This window comes from Flavobacterium palustre, assembly GCF_014639535.1.
In the GTDB taxonomy this organism is placed as follows: Bacteria; Bacteroidota; Bacteroidia; order Flavobacteriales; family Flavobacteriaceae; genus Flavobacterium; species Flavobacterium palustre.
Genome location: NZ_BMGA01000003.1, coordinates 183803 through 201869, shown reverse-complemented (window position 1 = coordinate 201869; position 18067 = coordinate 183803). Strand labels below are relative to the sequence as shown.

At 33.4% G+C, this 18067-nt stretch carries 11 protein-coding genes; 2 read left to right on the top strand and 9 right to left on the bottom strand.

Annotated elements, in window-relative coordinates; translation table 11 throughout:
- Positions 1–60: 60 nt before the first annotated feature.
- The 4 genes from IEV84_RS07830 to IEV84_RS07815 all read right to left on the bottom strand — a co-directional run bounded on the left by IEV84_RS07830 (position 61) and on the right by IEV84_RS07815 (position 8396).
- Positions 61–4440 (bottom strand): T9SS type B sorting domain-containing protein, encoded by a 4380-nt coding sequence (locus IEV84_RS07830; RefSeq protein ID WP_188493737.1) that lies wholly within the window; start codon positions 4438–4440, stop codon positions 61–63.
- A gap of 23 nt (positions 4441–4463) precedes the next feature.
- Complete coding sequence (locus IEV84_RS07825; RefSeq protein WP_188493736.1) at positions 4464–6314, bottom strand: T9SS type B sorting domain-containing protein; 1851 nt, start codon at positions 6312–6314, stop codon at positions 4464–4466.
- Positions 6315–6508: 194 nt separating this feature from the next.
- Positions 6509–6913 (bottom strand): response regulator, encoded by a 405-nt coding sequence (locus IEV84_RS07820; RefSeq protein ID WP_188493735.1) that lies wholly within the window; start codon positions 6911–6913, stop codon positions 6509–6511.
- Positions 6903–8396: a sensor histidine kinase gene (locus IEV84_RS07815; protein ID WP_188493734.1), complete on the bottom strand. Its 1494-nt coding sequence runs from the start codon at positions 8394–8396 to the stop codon at positions 6903–6905. The genes IEV84_RS07820 and IEV84_RS07815 overlap by 11 nt, the downstream gene beginning before the upstream one ends.
- 348 nt (positions 8397–8744) lie before the next feature.
- On the opposite strand from IEV84_RS07815, the gene IEV84_RS07810 reads away from it, so the two are divergent.
- Together IEV84_RS07810 and IEV84_RS07805 are read left to right on the top strand one after the other, a co-directional pair.
- The gene (locus IEV84_RS07810) at positions 8745–9809 is read left to right on the top strand and encodes a hypothetical protein (RefSeq protein WP_188493733.1); all 1065 of its coding nucleotides are present in this window, start codon (positions 8745–8747) and stop codon (positions 9807–9809) included.
- Between the two features lie 13 nt (positions 9810–9822).
- Positions 9823–10704, top strand: coding sequence for a hypothetical protein (locus tag IEV84_RS07805; RefSeq protein ID WP_188493732.1), 882 nt, complete (start codon positions 9823–9825; stop codon positions 10702–10704).
- Between the two features lie 71 nt (positions 10705–10775).
- On the opposite strand, the gene IEV84_RS07800 is transcribed toward IEV84_RS07805, so the two are convergent.
- The 5 genes from IEV84_RS07800 to IEV84_RS07780 form a co-directional block, all read right to left on the bottom strand.
- The gene (locus tag IEV84_RS07800) at positions 10776–13193 is read right to left on the bottom strand and encodes a TonB-dependent receptor (RefSeq protein ID WP_188493731.1); all 2418 of its coding nucleotides are present in this window, start codon (positions 13191–13193) and stop codon (positions 10776–10778) included.
- A gap of 267 nt (positions 13194–13460) precedes the next feature.
- Positions 13461–16190, bottom strand: coding sequence for an MG2 domain-containing protein (locus IEV84_RS07795; RefSeq protein WP_188493730.1), 2730 nt, complete (start codon positions 16188–16190; stop codon positions 13461–13463).
- Between the two features lie 172 nt (positions 16191–16362).
- Positions 16363–16740, bottom strand: coding sequence for a ribosomal maturation YjgA family protein (locus IEV84_RS07790; protein WP_188493729.1), 378 nt, complete (start codon positions 16738–16740; stop codon positions 16363–16365).
- A gap of 152 nt (positions 16741–16892) precedes the next feature.
- A complete protein-coding gene (locus IEV84_RS07785; protein ID WP_188493728.1) occupies positions 16893–17474 on the bottom strand; it encodes an O-methyltransferase in 582 nt (193 codons plus the stop codon).
- A 242-nt stretch (positions 17475–17716) separates the two neighbouring features.
- Complete coding sequence (locus tag IEV84_RS07780) at positions 17717–18025, bottom strand: hypothetical protein (protein WP_188493727.1); 309 nt, start codon at positions 18023–18025, stop codon at positions 17717–17719.
- Between the last annotated feature and the right edge of the window lie 42 nt (positions 18026–18067).

The window sequence follows — 18067 nt, the reverse complement described above, 5'->3', positions numbered from 1 at the left end:
TCTTTTTTAGGACTATTTTTAATTGGAATTTAGAATTTAGTAATTGATTTTTTTAGAAAGTTATCTCTTCAAACTGAAATGTCCTTTTATTTCTTTGCCATTTTCAAGTTTGGCGGTGTACCAATAATCATCAGCGGGCAGCGGTAGTCCGTTAAAAGTGCCGTCCCAGCCCTGACTTTGAGGATTCATGTTTTTGATGAGTTTTCCAAAGCGATCAAAAATATGAATGATAGTTTTTGAATTAAATTCGGTATTGATTCCTTTAATATTCCAGTAATCGTTAAAGCCATCGTTGTTTGGGGTGAAAAATCTCGGAACTCCCAAAACAGCTATTGTTTCATTAGTAATACCACAACCATTTTTGTCTCTGATGTAAACTTCATGAATTCCGGCAGGGACATTTTCGAAAAGATTAGCATCCTGATAGAAGTTGTTACTGTCATCCAGACTGTATTCGTAGTTTCCTTCACCGTTTACTAAAATTAAAACAGAGTTATTGTCACTTAACTCGTTGATTTCAATAGTGCTGATATGGGCAATGTTTGATGAAGTTACCGTAATAGTTCTTGTTCTGCTGCAACCGGATTGTGAGGTAACAGTAACACTGTAGAATCCGGCAGTATTGACATCTAAAGTCGGATTTGTTTCATTGATTACTACTTGATTGTCTTTTGTCCAGATATAAGTATAGTTGTTTGTTGGGCTGTTATCTAAGATTCCGGCAGTTAGTGTTACAAAGAAATTGGGTAAATTTTGGCAAACATAAACATCCGACATCCGACTGCTATTAATGTCAATATTTGGTTTTGGATTTACTTTGAGTGTAATGTTTGGTCCTATTCCGAAACAACTATTGTCTGAATTATTATCAATTCTAACCCATATTTTTTGTTCGTTAGGAGATATCGTATTTCTGTAAGCAGTCGTATTGGTTATTTCGTTTGTTTCTGATAAAGCATCTGTTTCGTTTTCGTAATATTTTACAGTGTAGTTGCTACCAATCGATGGGAGTAGTGCTAAAATACTGTTTTGGGCACTGCTGAAATCAAATGAACTAATCCCGTCATAATCATCATTTGTAGCATCAATAAAATCATCACAACTTTCAAAAACAGGATTAAAAGTTACCGGAATTTGAGTTGTTGAAATTACCAAATTAATCGGCACTACCGAAAAACAGTTATTGCTGTTTTCAATTCGGGACCAAATAGTTGTTCCGTTGTTAGCCATATAAGTTAACGGATTGTTTATTTTTTTAGATGCATCGTTGGTGTTTGCAGCCGTCAATGTTGTAAAATAGCTGAAGCTTTCGTTTTGATAATTAGTTGAAATTTCATTGTTTTTAACCGTTAGGTTAAAGCTGGTTTTGGTGTCTGAATTAGTATCGCATTGGCTAATGGTTATTGGGTTAACAACTGGTAAATTTAAAACAGTTAAAGAGGTTTCATTTGAAATTAAGCCACAGGAATTTCCTGTTTTGTTCAGAATTACACGGTATTTGTAGCCATTTATTCCTGTACTGACCGAATTGATATTCAAAGTAGCGGTGGAAGTTCCGGTATAAGTACTGTTGTTGTTAAGGTTGTTCCAGTTTGTTCCATCGGCAGAAAACTGCCATTGGTAAGTGTCGGCATTTGCTGAAATCAAAATGGATGTGTTTTGTAAATTGCAAGTAGGAGAAGCAAGAGGTTGTGTGTTTATTGTAATAAGAGCCGTTGTGATGTAATCAGGATGAGGAGTTGTGTAAGCGGTTTCGTTTGTAACTATTCCGTTGGAATTTACTGTAGGAGGCGTAATTCCTCCCAGTATTCCATCAGCATTTGAATCTGTAAAACCAGCTTCGATAACATCATAACATAAATCATTATCACTGTCAGGGTCTCTATAGTTTTTTATTCCGTCATTATCGGTATCCGTGTTGGAGCTGCCTGTTTCGGTTTTATCATCAATTCCGTCATTATCGCTGTCTGAATCTAAATAATCAGCAATACCGTCATTGTCAGTATCTGTAATGGTTTTGGTTTCGAAAATGTCAAATAAACCATTTCGGTTTGTATCTGTGGTATTTAACACAAAGTTGTTTTCATGAGCTTCTGTTAAATCAGGGATTTCGTCGTTGTCACTATCAGTGTCTAAATGGTCAGTAATTCCATCGCCGTCGGAATCTTTTGGAATGCAAACGGCAAAAAAACGTAGTGAACTTTTATTGGTATAAGTATCTGAGAGGTTTTTATGGGTAAAACTAATTGAGTTAGTTAAATAAGTCAAAAATTTAAACGTACCCGTTCCGGCAGTTAATGGAGTAATTCCGTTTAATTGGAATCGGATTTCAAATGAAGAGTATTCGGTTACACCGCTTTCGTAAATTCCGTCATAATTAGTGTCTATTAATAATTGGTTGTTCGGGTTGAGAACAGTAACGGTTTTATCGGTGTCCGTTGATACAATATATTCGGCATTAGCATTGAGTAAATCATTTGCATTTGCATTTGTTATATATTCTATTCCGGTACTTATTGGTTTAGCGAATGTTAAGGTGTATTTAACGAAATTTCCTTTTCCAGCTGGAATTTCAGAAACAAAATTCCCATTAGTACTTCCAGCAAAAGGCGTTCCACTGGCCAGGGCAGAAGTGCTTAAAACTCCGTTAAAACTATTCGAATAGTTGCCAATAATGATATTTCCCGAACTTAAATTGGAGATATTGATGTTTTGATCTCCGTAGGATTCGGTGCAATTTGCAATACCATCGTTGTCATTATCAAGATCTATATTGTCATTTACAGTATCATTGTCGATATCAGAAGGGCAATTGCTCACCGGAATAATATCAGATAAAATAGATGTATTACAATTTGATATTTTTCCTTTTACCTGATAAAATCCGGGTTGGGTTGGAGTATAGGTATTTGAATTAGAGTTGCTGATTAGTGTGTTGTTGAAGTACCATTCAAAAGTATCGTAATTTAAAACACTATTTACAGTCAGGTTAAGATTAGGGATACAAGATGAATTTCCTGTAATGAGTGCATCTGAAGTAATTTCGGGTTTTGTGTCAAAACCGGAATAGTAACCACCATAAGTTGCAGCTCCATTTGTTCCAAAATAAGAAACATAGACTTGCTTGGTTGATTTTATACTAATATTTCCACTCAGATTATTAATGGTGTAGCGTACATAGTTAGGATTTCCTGTGATGTCAACAGCTGCGGAGTTGACAGGGTTATTATTGATTAAAACGCTGGCTCCTTTTTCTGTTATAATATTTAGTCCGCCATTAAATGTTATATCACCTATTAATTCGATATAAGGAATATTATCAACAATATTAGGGGTTGCACAATTTAATGGAGGAACAAAAAACATATTTTGATTAGCAGGAGGCATGTTGATGAGTTCGTTAGTTTTAGTGTCATAGACAGGAGCTGATCCGCCAATACTTTGATAAGCAAATGTTTTTTCAGAAGTACTAACGTATAAATTGCCATTAATAAACTGGTTTCCGTCAATAGTTATATAATCCCCGGTATTAATAAGGGTCGTGTAAGGATTTGAATTGCCATTTAAATATACTATTGTGTTTGGATTATGAGCAATTAGTAAAACGCGTTCTACATCATTAGTACCTATTCCTTTTACAAAAATGTATTCTTTTCCGGTTTTTTCAAAAGAAACAATTTGGTCAAATCCTATATCTCTTCCGTTTTCAGTGCTGTTGCTTCCGCCAAAAGATCCGGAGTTGACTACAACTGCTTTGTCTGACTGAACCAATGAACCAATTATTTTAGCACTATTTGAGGATACTGTGTTTTCGATGTTTTCCAGTGCAATTACATAACTTTCGTTTTTATTTAAATTGATTAGAATAGGGGCGTTTACCACAGAATTATTGGCTAATATTGTTCCAACCGGGAGATTGACGGTAATTGTTGTATTGTTTTCGGTTGCAAGTATAGAAGTAAAATTAAGCAATGATCTGTCAAATAGAGGATTAAGCATGGCGCCCAGTCTAAAAGTTGTTCCAAGTGCACTGTTTCCTTTAGAAACTAATCCGCCTGCATGGTTGAATACTTGGTTGTTTGGATTGAAACCACCATTAACTCTTACACTGCAGTAAATTAAATCATCCGCTTCAATAATGTATCCTTTGTTTGCTATTTTTCCGGTAGCTGCTTTTGGAACAAATAGTTGGGTGTTGTTTCCGTATCCAATTTCATGTATATATGGATTACTATTGTTGACTACGGCATTAATAATCGATCCCCCAATGTTGATTATTTTAAAAGTAACATTTTTTGTACTTGGTGTAGAGATATATAGATAATGGTCACCTGCCAGTGTTTCCTGACTAGTTAATGGTGGAATGTAATGTGTTTTGCTAAATTGAGCAAAAGAGTTTACTGCTGTTAAAGTTAATAATATTAAGATTAATTTTCTCATTTGATAAAAATATCAAATAATTTTTATCTTTTTAATGAAAAATGCCCTTTTATGTTACTGCCATCTTCAAAGATTAGATTGAACCAATAATCGTCCGCAGGAAGTAAGAAATTGTTTAAAGTACCATTCCAAATCAAATTGGAGGAATTGAATTGTTTTAATAATTTTCCGTAACGGTTAAAAATAGTTATTGTAGCCGGAGGCAATTGTGATAAGTTTTTGATTGTCCAAAAATCGTTAAAACCATCTCCGTTAGGTGTAAAATAATGCGGATAATCTAAAACATAAAATGAAAAAGGAATCGAAATACCACATCCATTTTTATCACGGGCATAGGCAAAATAGTTTCCTGCGGCAATGTTTGAAAATTCAGGGCTTTCCTGATAGTAGTTTCCGTCTATTGAGAATTCATAATTACTGGTACCGGTATATTCTATAATTACTGAATTTTTATTTCCTGCAAAATTGGTTGTCTTAACTCCGGTTATTGTTGCTAAGCGGTCGGGAATAGTTTCGTTAGAAATTTTCAGGTTTAATTCGGCATAAACAGGGCAATTGTAAGAGTTATTTGCTTTAGCAATCAGTAATTGGTTAAGCGATTTATTTATATAATTAGTGCTGTTAAGAATTGGGTTTAGATTCGCTTTGGCGTCAGCTAAACTTTCATAATAAGTTATTTGACCTAAATTAGTATTGTTATTTTTAATTTCGCTATCAGCGGTTGTTAAATCAAAAACAGCTTTTCCGTCTTCATCAATATCACATTGGATTAAAGCAGTGTTTTTTAAAAAAGTTTCAGGAGTGTATTCAATTTTAATTTGGTTCGAAACGGTACAAGCGGATGGACTTAGAGTAACTTCAACTTTATATATTCCCGGAGTTTTTACGTTATAAGAAGGGCTAGTTTCGACAGCTAAGAGTACATTGTCTTTGTACCATTTGTAGGTATAATTAGAAGATAATTTAGTGTCAATAATGTAGTCTTCGCCAAAACAAATAGCATTGTTTGTGGACAATAATTTGTCAGTCCCTAAATTGATAGTGGAACTAAAACTGGCGGCTTCGATAAAAATAGCCGAATCAAAATAATTAACTGCATCATCGCCAATCACTAATTTAATATGGTAAGTCTTTCCGGGAATAACATTAGTGGTGGCGTTAAAAACTTTAGTTTGTCCTGCATAATTAATGGGACTGGTATTAGTAGGGCTGGTGTTGAATTGTCCAAAATAAGTTTCATTGCTTGCCGCACATGATTTCAATGTTCCATTAACATCAACAAAATTAATAGCCGGATGAATATTTGTTGAGGAAATAGGAATGGTTGTATTGGGAATGACAGCTAAGTTCTGGTAGGCTGCCGTACTTCCTTTTTCTTTTATCAGAAAAGCAAAACCATCAGAATACCTGCAAGGGAAATCGTCCTGATATTCATTGGAGGCAAATAAATAATTAAAACTTATGATATTGGTTAACGGAATAAAATCAAATTCAAGATAAGTAGCATTAATTGATTTGATGTTTAAGATCTGGTCTAAATCGGGGTCGCCTAACCAGGAATTACTTCCTCCTCCAAGATTACGTATAAAAGGACCTTCGGATTCGGTGCTGCTCCAGGTACTTAAAACAATACCGGATTGAAAGGGGAAATTAGCGGAGCTGTTTGTAAATCCGCCATAGCTGTTTTTTCCCGGAACAAACGAATCTCCGGCAACATTTGTATTACTAATTTGTAAGCATTGATTGTTGTTAGTTAGCAGATTTACCAGTTCTAAAGCATTTTTAGTGTCATCAACAACAATAGATTGCGCCTGCAATTTTATACAGAAGCAACAGAGAGATAAACTGATTAAAATGGTTTGCAGGACTTTCATAGTCATACAAAGTTACTACAATTCTCTCTTTTTAGTAGCCTGATTTTCGGATTAGCTTTTTAGTTTAATCTCTTTAGGTTTACTTCTTTGAAGCTCTGCTTGGGTTTTTACCACTAATTCACGAATGAAAAAGAAATTAGTGAATTAGTGGCGATTATTTCACTAATACACCTGAGACTCTGCCCTAAAGTAGTTTATTCAACGTCATTTTCAATTTGTAATGTAGCCTGTTTCAATTTTTCGGAGCTGAGGGGTTTTATAATATAATCTTTTATTATTGGATAATTTTTTGCCATTTCTAAATCAGAAGGGTCAATGGAAGAAGAAACAATAAAAACAGTTATTTTTTTTGCAAATGGGACTAATACAAATTCGTCTAAAAATTGCCAGCCGTCCAGTACCGGCATGTTCAAATCTAACAGAATAACATCAGGTAGTTTAGCCGGATTGTTACTGTTGTTTTTAAGTTCGTTCAAGGCGGTTTGCGGATTGTGAAATGAAATTAATTCTTCACAAAAATTATTTTTTGAGATGAGCATACTCATTAATTTAATGGATAATTTGTCATCATCAATAAGGTAAGTGCTCTTATTTTTCATTAAAATACAATTTAAAAGTGCTGCCTAATCCTTCTGTACTTTCGACTTCAATTTTCCCTTTCATGGCTTCAATTTGGTTTTTTGCAATAAATAATCCAATACCTTTAGCATCTTCATTTTCATGAAACGTTTTGTACATGCCAAATAATTTATGTTTGTTTTTTTGAATGTTAATTCCTAATCCGTTGTCCTTAAATGAAACAACATGAAATCCTTCGGCTGTTTTATAACTAATATCTAATACAGGAAATCTTTCATGAGATTGGTATTTTATGGCATTAGTTAATAAATTGTAAACAATGTTTTCCAGATAATCAGGTATAACATTGATATTTACATTAGCAGGAATACTTTGTGTAATGCTGATTTTTTCTCTGAAAGCAGCCGTAATTTTTTCTATTTCTGATTTTAAATTAACTTTTGTTTTTTTGGTTTTACTGTTTTTTTGGATGGTAATTACTTCGTTTAAATTTTCGATGGTTTTGGATAATTTTTCGGTACCTTCTTTGAACATTTCAATAAAACTTAATTTTTCATCGATAGCATCGGTTTCATCAATAACGTTTAAAACCATTTGTAAATTGCAGGTATGCGAACGAATATTATGAGAAACAATATGCGCAAAATTTAAAAGTTTGTTGTTCTGCTGATTACTGACTTCCAGAATGTGTTTGAGTTCAATTTCTTTTTCTTTTGTAGCGGTAATATCTCTGCCAATGCCGATAAATTTGGTGCAATTACCTTTACTGTCAAATACAGGAGTAATGTTTAATTCGAGCCAGTATTTCTCTTTGTACTTGTTGTAATTTTGAAAAACCACCTTAGTTTCCTGCTTTTTTTCCAGAGCCTGGCGGATTTTTTTTATGCTTTCAAAATTAGTTTCAATCCCAATAGAAATATAATCAGGTTCTTTACCAATAATGTCTTCTAATGATAAATCGGTTAAACTCCTATAGGCTTTATTGGCCCAGATGGCTTTACCTTCGGTATCGGTAATAATAATGCAGTCTTTGGTTTCAGCAGCAACCAGAGCTAACAGCCCCAGATTTTCAATAGCATCATTAGCATTGGAAAATACCGAAGAGAATTTTTGGATGGCTAATTCTAATGCACTTGTTCGTTGTTGTTCTAAAGTAATATCTTTAAAAGTACCGTAGAATCGAAGGGGTTGATTAGCTATAAATTCTACCTGGCAAATACATTCCAGGTGTTTGATTGTTTTTTGAGTTGTGATAATTTGGAATTTTCCGCAAACAGGAACTGTGTTTTCAATCGCTTTTTGGAGTAGTGTTTTGAATTGGATTAGATTTTTTCGATTAAAAAAAACTAAAGTATTTTTAAAATCAGGCATAAAATCGGCTGAGACTTCAAAGAAAGATTTAGTGTTGACATCCCATGAAATACAATTATTTTTCAGGTTAATATCCCAAATTCCAATTTCAAAAGTATCGATTGTCTTATTGTAAATTTCCTGTTTATTCATTATAAATGTTCTAATAAAGCAAAAAAAATGACTTTATGTTAGGGGAAAAATTTCAAATTTGTAAGTATTTAAAGGCTTGTTTTAAATGTTTTAATGATGAGAAAATCATTATAAAAAAATAAAAGTACCTAACAAACCAGCAGCACACAAATAAAATCGATGAACAACATTCTTTTTTTTAAGCGGTTTTTATGTGTATTTCAATCATTTATTCCTAACTCTTGGTAATCAGTTGTTAAGTGTTTTTTTAAGATTTAAAGGATTTTTTTGCCTTTGGTTCTTTTTGAGAAGGCTTTTCAAAATTGGCTTTAAAATAATTAGTGTAAATTTGTATAAATAAACAGTTGCATGAGCGATATTTCCCCTTTGTTTAAAAAACCAACTTATCCTGTAAATCATTTTCTTCTGGATTACTTAGAACGCTTTGACCGGGTTTCGAAAGTGGCTATTTCCTATGATGATTTGTTACGTTTTTCAGGTTCTGTTAATGTGTATGATAAATTGGATCAGGATACTTTATGGGTTAGGGTTTTTTACAGCGAATTTGAAAGAAAGGAAATTGATTTGAATTTAAAGAAAATCTACTCTTTACTGCATTCGGATGGAAATTCGGATATCATCAGGTTCTTAAATGTGGATGCTATCGATTACTGTACTTTTGGAAATTCTAAACCTTTCCGGATTAAAGTGCGTAATGTGCTGAATGATAATTACGTACATTTTTACATTAAAAAAGCTGATGCTTCCCGTATTTACGGATTAGAATTAGAGCATATTTTGTCTCCTGATAAAATCAATTTTTTGGTTCATCAGGATACTTTAATCGAAGAACATATTATAGGAATTCCAGGCGATGTTTTTATGGAGACTTTGCTTGAAAGTTGTTCTGAAACCGAAAAATCCCAGATAGCCAAAGAGTTTGTTAAATTCAATGAGCGCTGTATGATTCGGCTCCTGGGCGATATGCGGGCTTATAATTATGTAATTGTTCCTATTCACGATTTTGATCAGGTGGTTTATAAAATCAGAGCTATCGATTTTGATCAGCAGTGTTATGAAGGGAATTTTAAAATTTACCGTCCGCAATTTTTCAAGGAAAATTTTCCGATGATTCAATTAATAAAAGAAAAATTGCAGGACAGTTCGATTGAACAATATAAAAATGAAGAAAGAGCGGCTTTGGCTAAGCGAATTCTTTCGGCCGAAACCCGAATTCAAAAAATATTGCGAATCATGTCTAATGATACAATTGCTCCCGAGGAGCATATTAAACAATTAAAGTTAGAATTGTATCGTTATACCAATGATATGAATTTTAAAAACGCTACTTCTATGGGCTATGTTTTGAGTGCCGCTTTCAAGTTTGTTACCCGCAACTTCAAACATCCTGATCTATTCAAACCCGGATTTTAATTTAATTTTAAAAATGAAAAAAATACTGCCCATTCTTTTTTTATCGTCTTTGTTTGTGTTTTGTCAAAGAGAATCTTCCATTATTACAGAACTTTATAATTTACCGAAGCAATTAAAAGAAGTTTCAGGAATAGTTTTTACTGAAAATTCCCGTTTAATATGGACTCTTGAAGATAGCGGAAATGCTAACAAAATTTATGGATTAGACAGCGAGGGAATTATTATAAAAACAATAACCATTAGTGAGACAGCTAACACGGATTGGGAAGATATTACTAAAGACAGTCAGGATAATTTATACATAGGCGATTTTGGTAATAACGATAATGAAAGAAGGGATTTGGCTATTTATAAAATTGCAAAAGATTCTCTGCAAAAAGAGTCGGTTATTCCATCGTACAAAATTAGTTTTGCTTATCCGGAACAAACCGAATTTCCTCCTAAGAAAACCAAACTTTTTTATGATGTAGAAGCTTTTGTTGAATATAAAAATAACTTTTACTTGTTTACAAAAAACAGGAGTAAAGGTTTTGATGGCACTACTTTGTTGTATAAAGTTCCCAATAAAGCCGGATCACATCAGGCGGAATTGTTAGGCGAATTTAAAGCCGAAGGCGATTTTCAGAACGCAGCCATAACAAGTGCCGCCATTAGTCCTGACGGAAAAAAAGTAGTTTTATTGAGCCACAGTAAAATATGGATTTTTCAAAATTTTACTTCGGATAATTTTTTCTCAGTTTCTGTAAACAGTATCGAATTACATCATTTTTCTCAAAAAGAAGCCATTTGTTTTATAGACAAAACCACGCTTTTAATTGCTGATGAAAAAACCAAGAAAATAGGAGGATTTGTGTATCAATTGGATTTGAGTACTTTAAATTTAATTGTCAATTAAGTAAATTGGAATAACAAAAAAGCCTGTAAATCTTATATTCACAGGCTTTTTTGCTAATAAAAGGAATTGTTTTAGAATTTGTATGTAACACCAAGTCTCATGTTTCTTGGCTGTTCTGTTTGCCAGTAATAAGCCTGTGAGTAAGCATAGTAAGAACCGCTGTACAGGTATTTGTTTAAAATGTTAAACATATTAGCAGTAAATTTTAAATTTCCTGTTTCGTAAGACAAGCCACCTTCCATTTTAAAATAGTTAGGTAGTTTTTGAAGTCCTACTGCCCACGTATCCGTTTGTCTTCCTGCCAGATAAGTTCCTCCAACAGAAGCACCTAATCCTTTTAATTTCCCATTTACTACCGTGTAATTTAACCAGGCGTTAGCAACGTGTTTTGAAAAACCGGGAACATTAGAACCTTCAGTAATGCCATCTACGTTAGATTGGTTTACTATGGATTCTGTAAAAGCATAATTGGCAATCAAATTCAATCCTTCTACTATTTTTCCTCTTGCGTCAAACTCTATTCCTTGGGCTCTTTTTTCACCTAAAACCACACTATAGTTTTGCGATGGTGTATTGGTAGGATCCGAAGTCAATTCGTTTTTCTTTAAAATACTGTAGGCAGAAAGTGTAGTACTCCATGCACCGTCAAACCAGTCTTGTTTGATACCAAATTCGATATTATTACCTGTTAATGGTTTTATACTTCCTTCTCTCACAATTCCAGCTTGTGGAGTAAATGCCTGATCGTACAAACCGTAAACAGCAGTATTTGGCGTAAGTGAAACACTCAAACCTATACGAGGCGTGATATGACTGTCAGTAGCGGGATCGCTGTAAGTACTCGTCTGGTTAATCCAGGTATAACGTGCTGCCAGAGTAAGTCTTATTTTATTTTCTAAAAAGCCCATTTCATCCTGTACATATCCTGCGGCATATTCTGAACCATAGAAACCTACTGCTCTGTCTTTTAGAGGTGTGTTTCGATCGAAATTAGGCATTCCATTTGCCGGAGTTCCATAATCAGGATTGTTGACATTAAAAGGATCATCAACGGTATCTATACTGTGTGATTGTCCCCAATCAGCCATATAATCTTTACTTCCTAAATCGATTCCTCCTAAGACTTTATGAGAAACATTTCCTGTATTGAATTTTCCGTTAACGAACATTTGTCCTAAATACATATTACTATCGGCATCCCAAATACTTACTCCTCTGATTATTTCACCTGCCTGAAGCGTTCCTTCAGGAATTCCATTATAATCTAAATCTACTGCACCAGGTCCCATAGCACTAGGCCAGGAACTGTATCCTTTTTGTAAATATTTAAAATAAGTGGTTTGTGCTGTAAGTTTCCAATTGGGATTAAAATTATGTTCAAATAGTAAATAAGCACTGTGGTCATTGATTTTGGTATCAGGTAAACCCGGTTGTGTCATTGTAAAATTTCTTGGTAATGTTGCGTATCCATCTGTACCAAATACATAAAATGATCCTACTTCAGTCATATTAGCATGTTGGTAATTGTATTCGGCAGTGATTTTTGTTTTATCATCAATTTGATATGAAATTACGGGAGCAATTACATAACGATCGTTGTGTTCAAATGATCGGTGCGAACCTTTATTTTGTCCCATTGCGTTGAAACGGTACAGTAATTTCCCTTTTTTATCCAGTTTACCATCCAGATCTATACTGGCTCTGTAAAAATCATAACTTCCGCCAAGGATATTGACTTCTCCTTTAGTAATTCCGGTTGGTTTTTTAGTCACTACATTATACAATCCTGCCGGATCTCCACTGGAAAGCATGAAACCTGCCGGACCTTTTACAAATTCAATATGATCTACAAAACTCATGTCTTCAGTAAGCGGACTCCAATAAGAAGAAACTACATTAAATCCATTGCGGAAAGCCTGAACTCGGGAACCGCGCATAGAAATATTATTGAACATGTCTCCCCAGTGCTCAATGCGTACTGCACCGCTCACATTTCGGATTACACCATCGCTCATGCTGGTAATTTGTTGGTCTTTTAAGGTTTGACCACTAATAATTTGTATGTTTTGCGGAATTTCTAAAACAGGAGTATTCAAACGAAGGGATAAGGAAGGTTTGTCCTGTTTGTATTTGTTTCTTTTGATGATTACTTCATTCAATTCTTCTTTGCTTTCAGTCAGTTTGAAATTTTTAGTAATCGTTTGATTGCTTTGTATTGTAATGTTTTCTGAAATTGATTTAATTCCTATTCCATTGATGATTAGGGTATAGTTGCCGGGTTTGATATTTTTAATTTCATATTGCCCGTTATGATTGGCATTGGTACTGTATTTTGTGTCTTTTAAAGCAATCCCTACACTTTCGGCAGGAGTATTATCACTAAGAGAAATTTTACCATTTATTTTACCGTTTCCTGGTTGTGCTATAATGCTAACAGAACTCAGCAGCAGTAATAAACAAAAGAATTTTTGAACGTAAGCTATTTTCATTTACTCGTTATTTAGAATTATTCTACAAAAGTAAACGCTAAAATTTTCCTAAGCAAATTATTTTTAATTATTCTAAATAAAATTAAAAACCTTGTTTTTTTACTTGTTTTAGTTTGTTGATTGTCAGTGAAATAATTGCATGTTCTGATGGTTGGATACATGAAAAAATCCGACTGGTTTTGCCAATCGGATTCAATATTATCTAAATTCTGAAATCTATAAATGAATTACTTTATCAAAAGTGTCTATAATTTTATTGGTACAGAATTAATCCTTTATTTCATAATTCAGTTCCTGATAACCCATTTCTCCGGTATCTGAAATAGCTTCAACAACTACCATAATTTCTCCTTTGTTATCGGCATTGTAAAAAGAAGCAGCTGCTTTACCTGAATCGTCTGTGTTTAATATCGGTTGCCAGTGTATTAAAGTTCTAATATCCGGATGTTGCCAACTGTCGGGCTGAATGTTTTCATATTTTGGAGCATAAAATTCCTGAGGCGTAGCAAAAACAGGAATAGTTGTTTTGGTTAGTCCTTTTGATTTTTGTGCGCCTGCCAAACCTATTCCGGCATGGGTGTAAATAGCTATAATATTACCCCAAGGAGGAGCTATGAAAGCACAATTATTGAGTTCAGTATGTACTTCACAAAATAATGTTGAAAAACCGCTGGCATATTCAATAATTTCAAAACTTTTTACTTCACTTGGAGAAATATTAGGGATATGAACATAATCATAAAAAGGAACAGCAATACCATCCACAAGAACTAAGGTCGCTTCATTGTTGACGGTGGCATATAAATTTTGATCCGGCATTCTTTCTATTCTAACTTTATCAGGATAATTAAACAGCAAAACACTGTACAATCCATAAGACCATTTTTTTTCTTTGGAGAGAATCTCTTTTCCACTAATTATGGTATTAGGTTTGCCGTATTTTTCGGTTACTTTTTGTTTGTTGGGTGCCATTTTACCACTAACTGTTACCTGGTCTAAAAGAATTCCGCCAAATTGCAGTTTGAATTTTTCTTCTATTTCTTTCTGTTTTTTACTTTTATTGATAAATTTTTCAACAATACTGTCTATTGGTTCAATGGATTTATTGCGTTCAAAAAGAATAGCAGGCGATTTTTTTTGGTCAAAAACAACCGAATTACTTACTTTTCTATCTGAATTTTTATTGGTTTGAATAAGTACTTCTATTTCCTTTCCATATTCGTCATTCAAATTAAAATTAAAGCGCCCCAGACTGTCGGTAGCCTGCGTATAAAAGGATTTGTTTTTTCCATTAGTCATTAGGGTTAATTGGATGTCTTTTACGCCTTTTTTTTCAGAAAAGAGCTTGTTTACTCTGCCTGATAGCGTTAGTGATTTCTCGGGATTAACAGCAAGCGAAGGATTGGGTTTGGAATAATTGTATTTACTCCATCCTTGTGTGAGTAACAGCACATCTAAATCAGAAAAGTTGCTGTTGTTGTCTTTGAAATAATAACCCGGATTCTCTATGTTTCCTTTTAATTCGGAGTTTATTAAAAAATAAGACAATATGTTTTGACGTAAGCTTTGCATTGTTCCTAATTCTTCTTTGTTGATAACCAATAGGGAAGTACTGGATTTTACCGGTTTTTCATCAAAAGTTGAGGTTTGGATATCCAAATGAGTTAGTTCACGTTTACTGTAGTTTTGTTTATCAACTGAAAGATTAATTTTTAATCGGCTTTGTGGTTTTTCATTAAAATAAAGTCTTCTGGCAATGGGATTTTTGGAATTATCCAAAATGCTAAAAGCAATAATTCCTTCCGGAATTTGATCGGTAGCAAGTAATGATTGGTAAAAACCCTGATTTAGCGCGACTTTTTTTTCATATACATCAATTCCTCTAAATGAAATTTGTACAATGATACTATCGTTTTTCATGTAGTTGGATGAAACTTTAAGAAGTACTTTATCATCCTGTTTGTTGACTGCCAAAGTATTTCCGGTAGCTGCAACATTAGGTAGCGGATAGCGTATTGAATTTTTGTTTAAAAAAGGGACTTTTAATCGGGCATAATATTTTTTAGAATGATCGGCATTGGCAATAAAAAAACTTCCCATTCCCAACGAATTACTTTTAAATGAAGCGATACTGTTTTCTTGCTCATCAATTATTTCGCCCTCAATATATTTCCCTTTCCCATTAGCGTCCAAAGCTTTAAATCCTACTTTGCTACTGAGTCCGTGAACCAGTTCTCCGCTTTCAGGAAAAAATTGTAAGTCCAGATAATCTTTGTTTAAAACAAATGTTTTCGTGTAATTTTTCTGGTTTTCGGTTTCTATTTTAATCGTAGCAAATTGGCTTTCTTTTTCAACGGTATAATCCAGAATGTATTTGTCATTTTTCCCTTTTTTGATAAGTAAGCTGTCTTTTTTATCATCAATTGTGACATATACATTGAGTTTGTTTTTTTGCAGAGAGTCAATAACTTGCGGGTTGAAAAATACTTCCAGATGATCGCCAATAGCTTCATCTTTGACAAGTTTAACATTTTCGATCACTGTATTTAGAGTTTCAGTTGGAAATACCTGAATGTATTCTTCAAAAACAAAAGTATTATCAAAGTTCTGATTCCATTGCGTATAAGCTCTAATCAGATAATTGCCTTTGAGTATTTTTTTATCCAATTCAAAACTGCCCTGACCAATTCCGTTTTCAATTTTGATTATTTTTTTCTGTCGAATGACTTCATCAGCATCAATGAGTTCTAAATATAAAACCCCGCTTAAAGGGGAAGGAAAATGTTCGGAAGCATTTGCCACGATACATTTAAACCAAACGGTATCGCCATTAGTGTAAACTTTTCGGTCTAATTGCAGGTATATTTTCTCAGCAAAAGAAGTATTGGAAACATTAAAAATATTTTCCTGTGCCCAAGTGTATCTAGGCAATAAACATAAAATCCAAAAAAGGAAAATGCTGATTCCGGTAGTAATGCTATTTGATGTTTTTCTCATGATAGTTTTAAAAACTAATTATTTGGAGTAATTAATTGCTTGTCAGTTAAATAGTTTTTGATCTAAACCGTGAAAACTTTTTTGAAAACTATCAAATATAAAAATAAATTGTTGTAAAATACGATTTTTCGTATTTTTAATTGGTACTCAAAATGTAAAGTGATATGTTGAATTAGTGAGGATTTTTGAGGTATTTTTTTTCGAAGATAACAACACAAAAAATTCCCGTAACATAAGCAAGCAAATCCAGCCAGGAAAAGGAATTTCCAAGAACAGCCTTTGCAATTCCGGAATTTTCCAACCCCAGTTTGTAAATAAGATTCAAATGTTGGGAGCATTCAACACCAAAAGAAAAACATATTACAATAATTGCAGCAGTCCCAACCGATACATTGAAGAATGACTTGATAAAACAATACATTAAAATCACCACCAAAACATCCCCAAAATAAGGTCTTATCAATTGATCGTGTAGAAACAAATCAATTAACGTTTCAGCCAGAAATAGCAGAACCGTAAATGCAAAATAAGTTTTGTTGAAGTGTAGCAATTGGTTGGTTTTGTATTTTAAGAATTATTTTTTAGTGAACTGCCTTGCAAACGCTATAATTTATCTTTTAATGTAAGTAGGCACTCGATGCACTCGAGCGCCAGAGGGAGTTAGAATGAAGTTACAAAACTATTTAAAAAAAGTCGTTGTATCTAGTCCTTTCTTGTAGCGATTACTAATCCTGTTGACCAATTCAATTTTGTCAAATTGAAATCTTTTCTGTTTTCCAAATATTCGATTAGTTTATTGACATTTTCCTGATGTCCTTCAGGCCAATTAGGTTGTGCTAACATATCATCAATAATATAAAAACCTCCAACTTTTATCAATTCCAGAATTTCGTCTATTTCACTATACTTACCTGGCCAGGCATCTGCAAAAACTAAATCAAATTTTTCTCCATTATAGTTTTTAATCCATTCACTTCCGTCCACACAAATAATTTCAACTCTTTCATCAGTTCCAAAATAACTTTTAGCTATTTCAGTTAGTTTTGGGTCATTGTCAATAGTAATTAATTTAGAATCAGAATCCATTCCATCAATCATCCAGGAAAGCGACAGACCAATTCCGGTACCAAGTTCTAATAGGTTTGATTTTGGTTTAGAGGTAATAAGTGTTTTTAATAATGTTCCAATAAACAAATCGGAAGGCATCGTAAAACCGATTTCTTTAGATTTTGCTTCAATTTCAAAATGAATTTTAGGGATGTCTAAGATATTTGAGTCTTTCATGTTTTAATTTTTAAGGTTAAGCATTATGCTTATTTGCTCACTATTGTGGGCACAGAATGCAATTCTGCGCCAACGTTTACGCATATCTGAGCGATCGGGTTTTTAAGTCTGCTAAATGTTAAAAAATGTTCCCGAATGATTTTGAGTCATTCAGGAACATTTTTAGTGTGGATTTATACTTTAAAATGCGGGTGTTGTAAAAAGAAAATTTACATCGGATAGCTGTTGTGTGTTTGTACGGTTCATACTTTTAAATTTTCTCCAAAAAATATTGAATAATTACAAACAACTAAAATTATGGAAACTGGTGAGCAAGCTATTAAGAATGATATAGTTAGCCATTTGTTTTCTAGGATGAAATTTTTCCATTTTCTCCAAATAAATACAATTCCAAAAAATGAACCAACCGATATTAAGAATGCTTCAATCAGCGATCCATAATTCAAGTCATATTCCAAAAACTGAGCTTGGTATAAACCATTCCAAACTATTCCAGTAATAAGTAGTAAGAATATAAAATACGTAATCTTTAAGATTTGATTTTGTTTCATCCGTATGGTTTTTGAGATGTTACTGCTAGCGGTTTGGCGCTG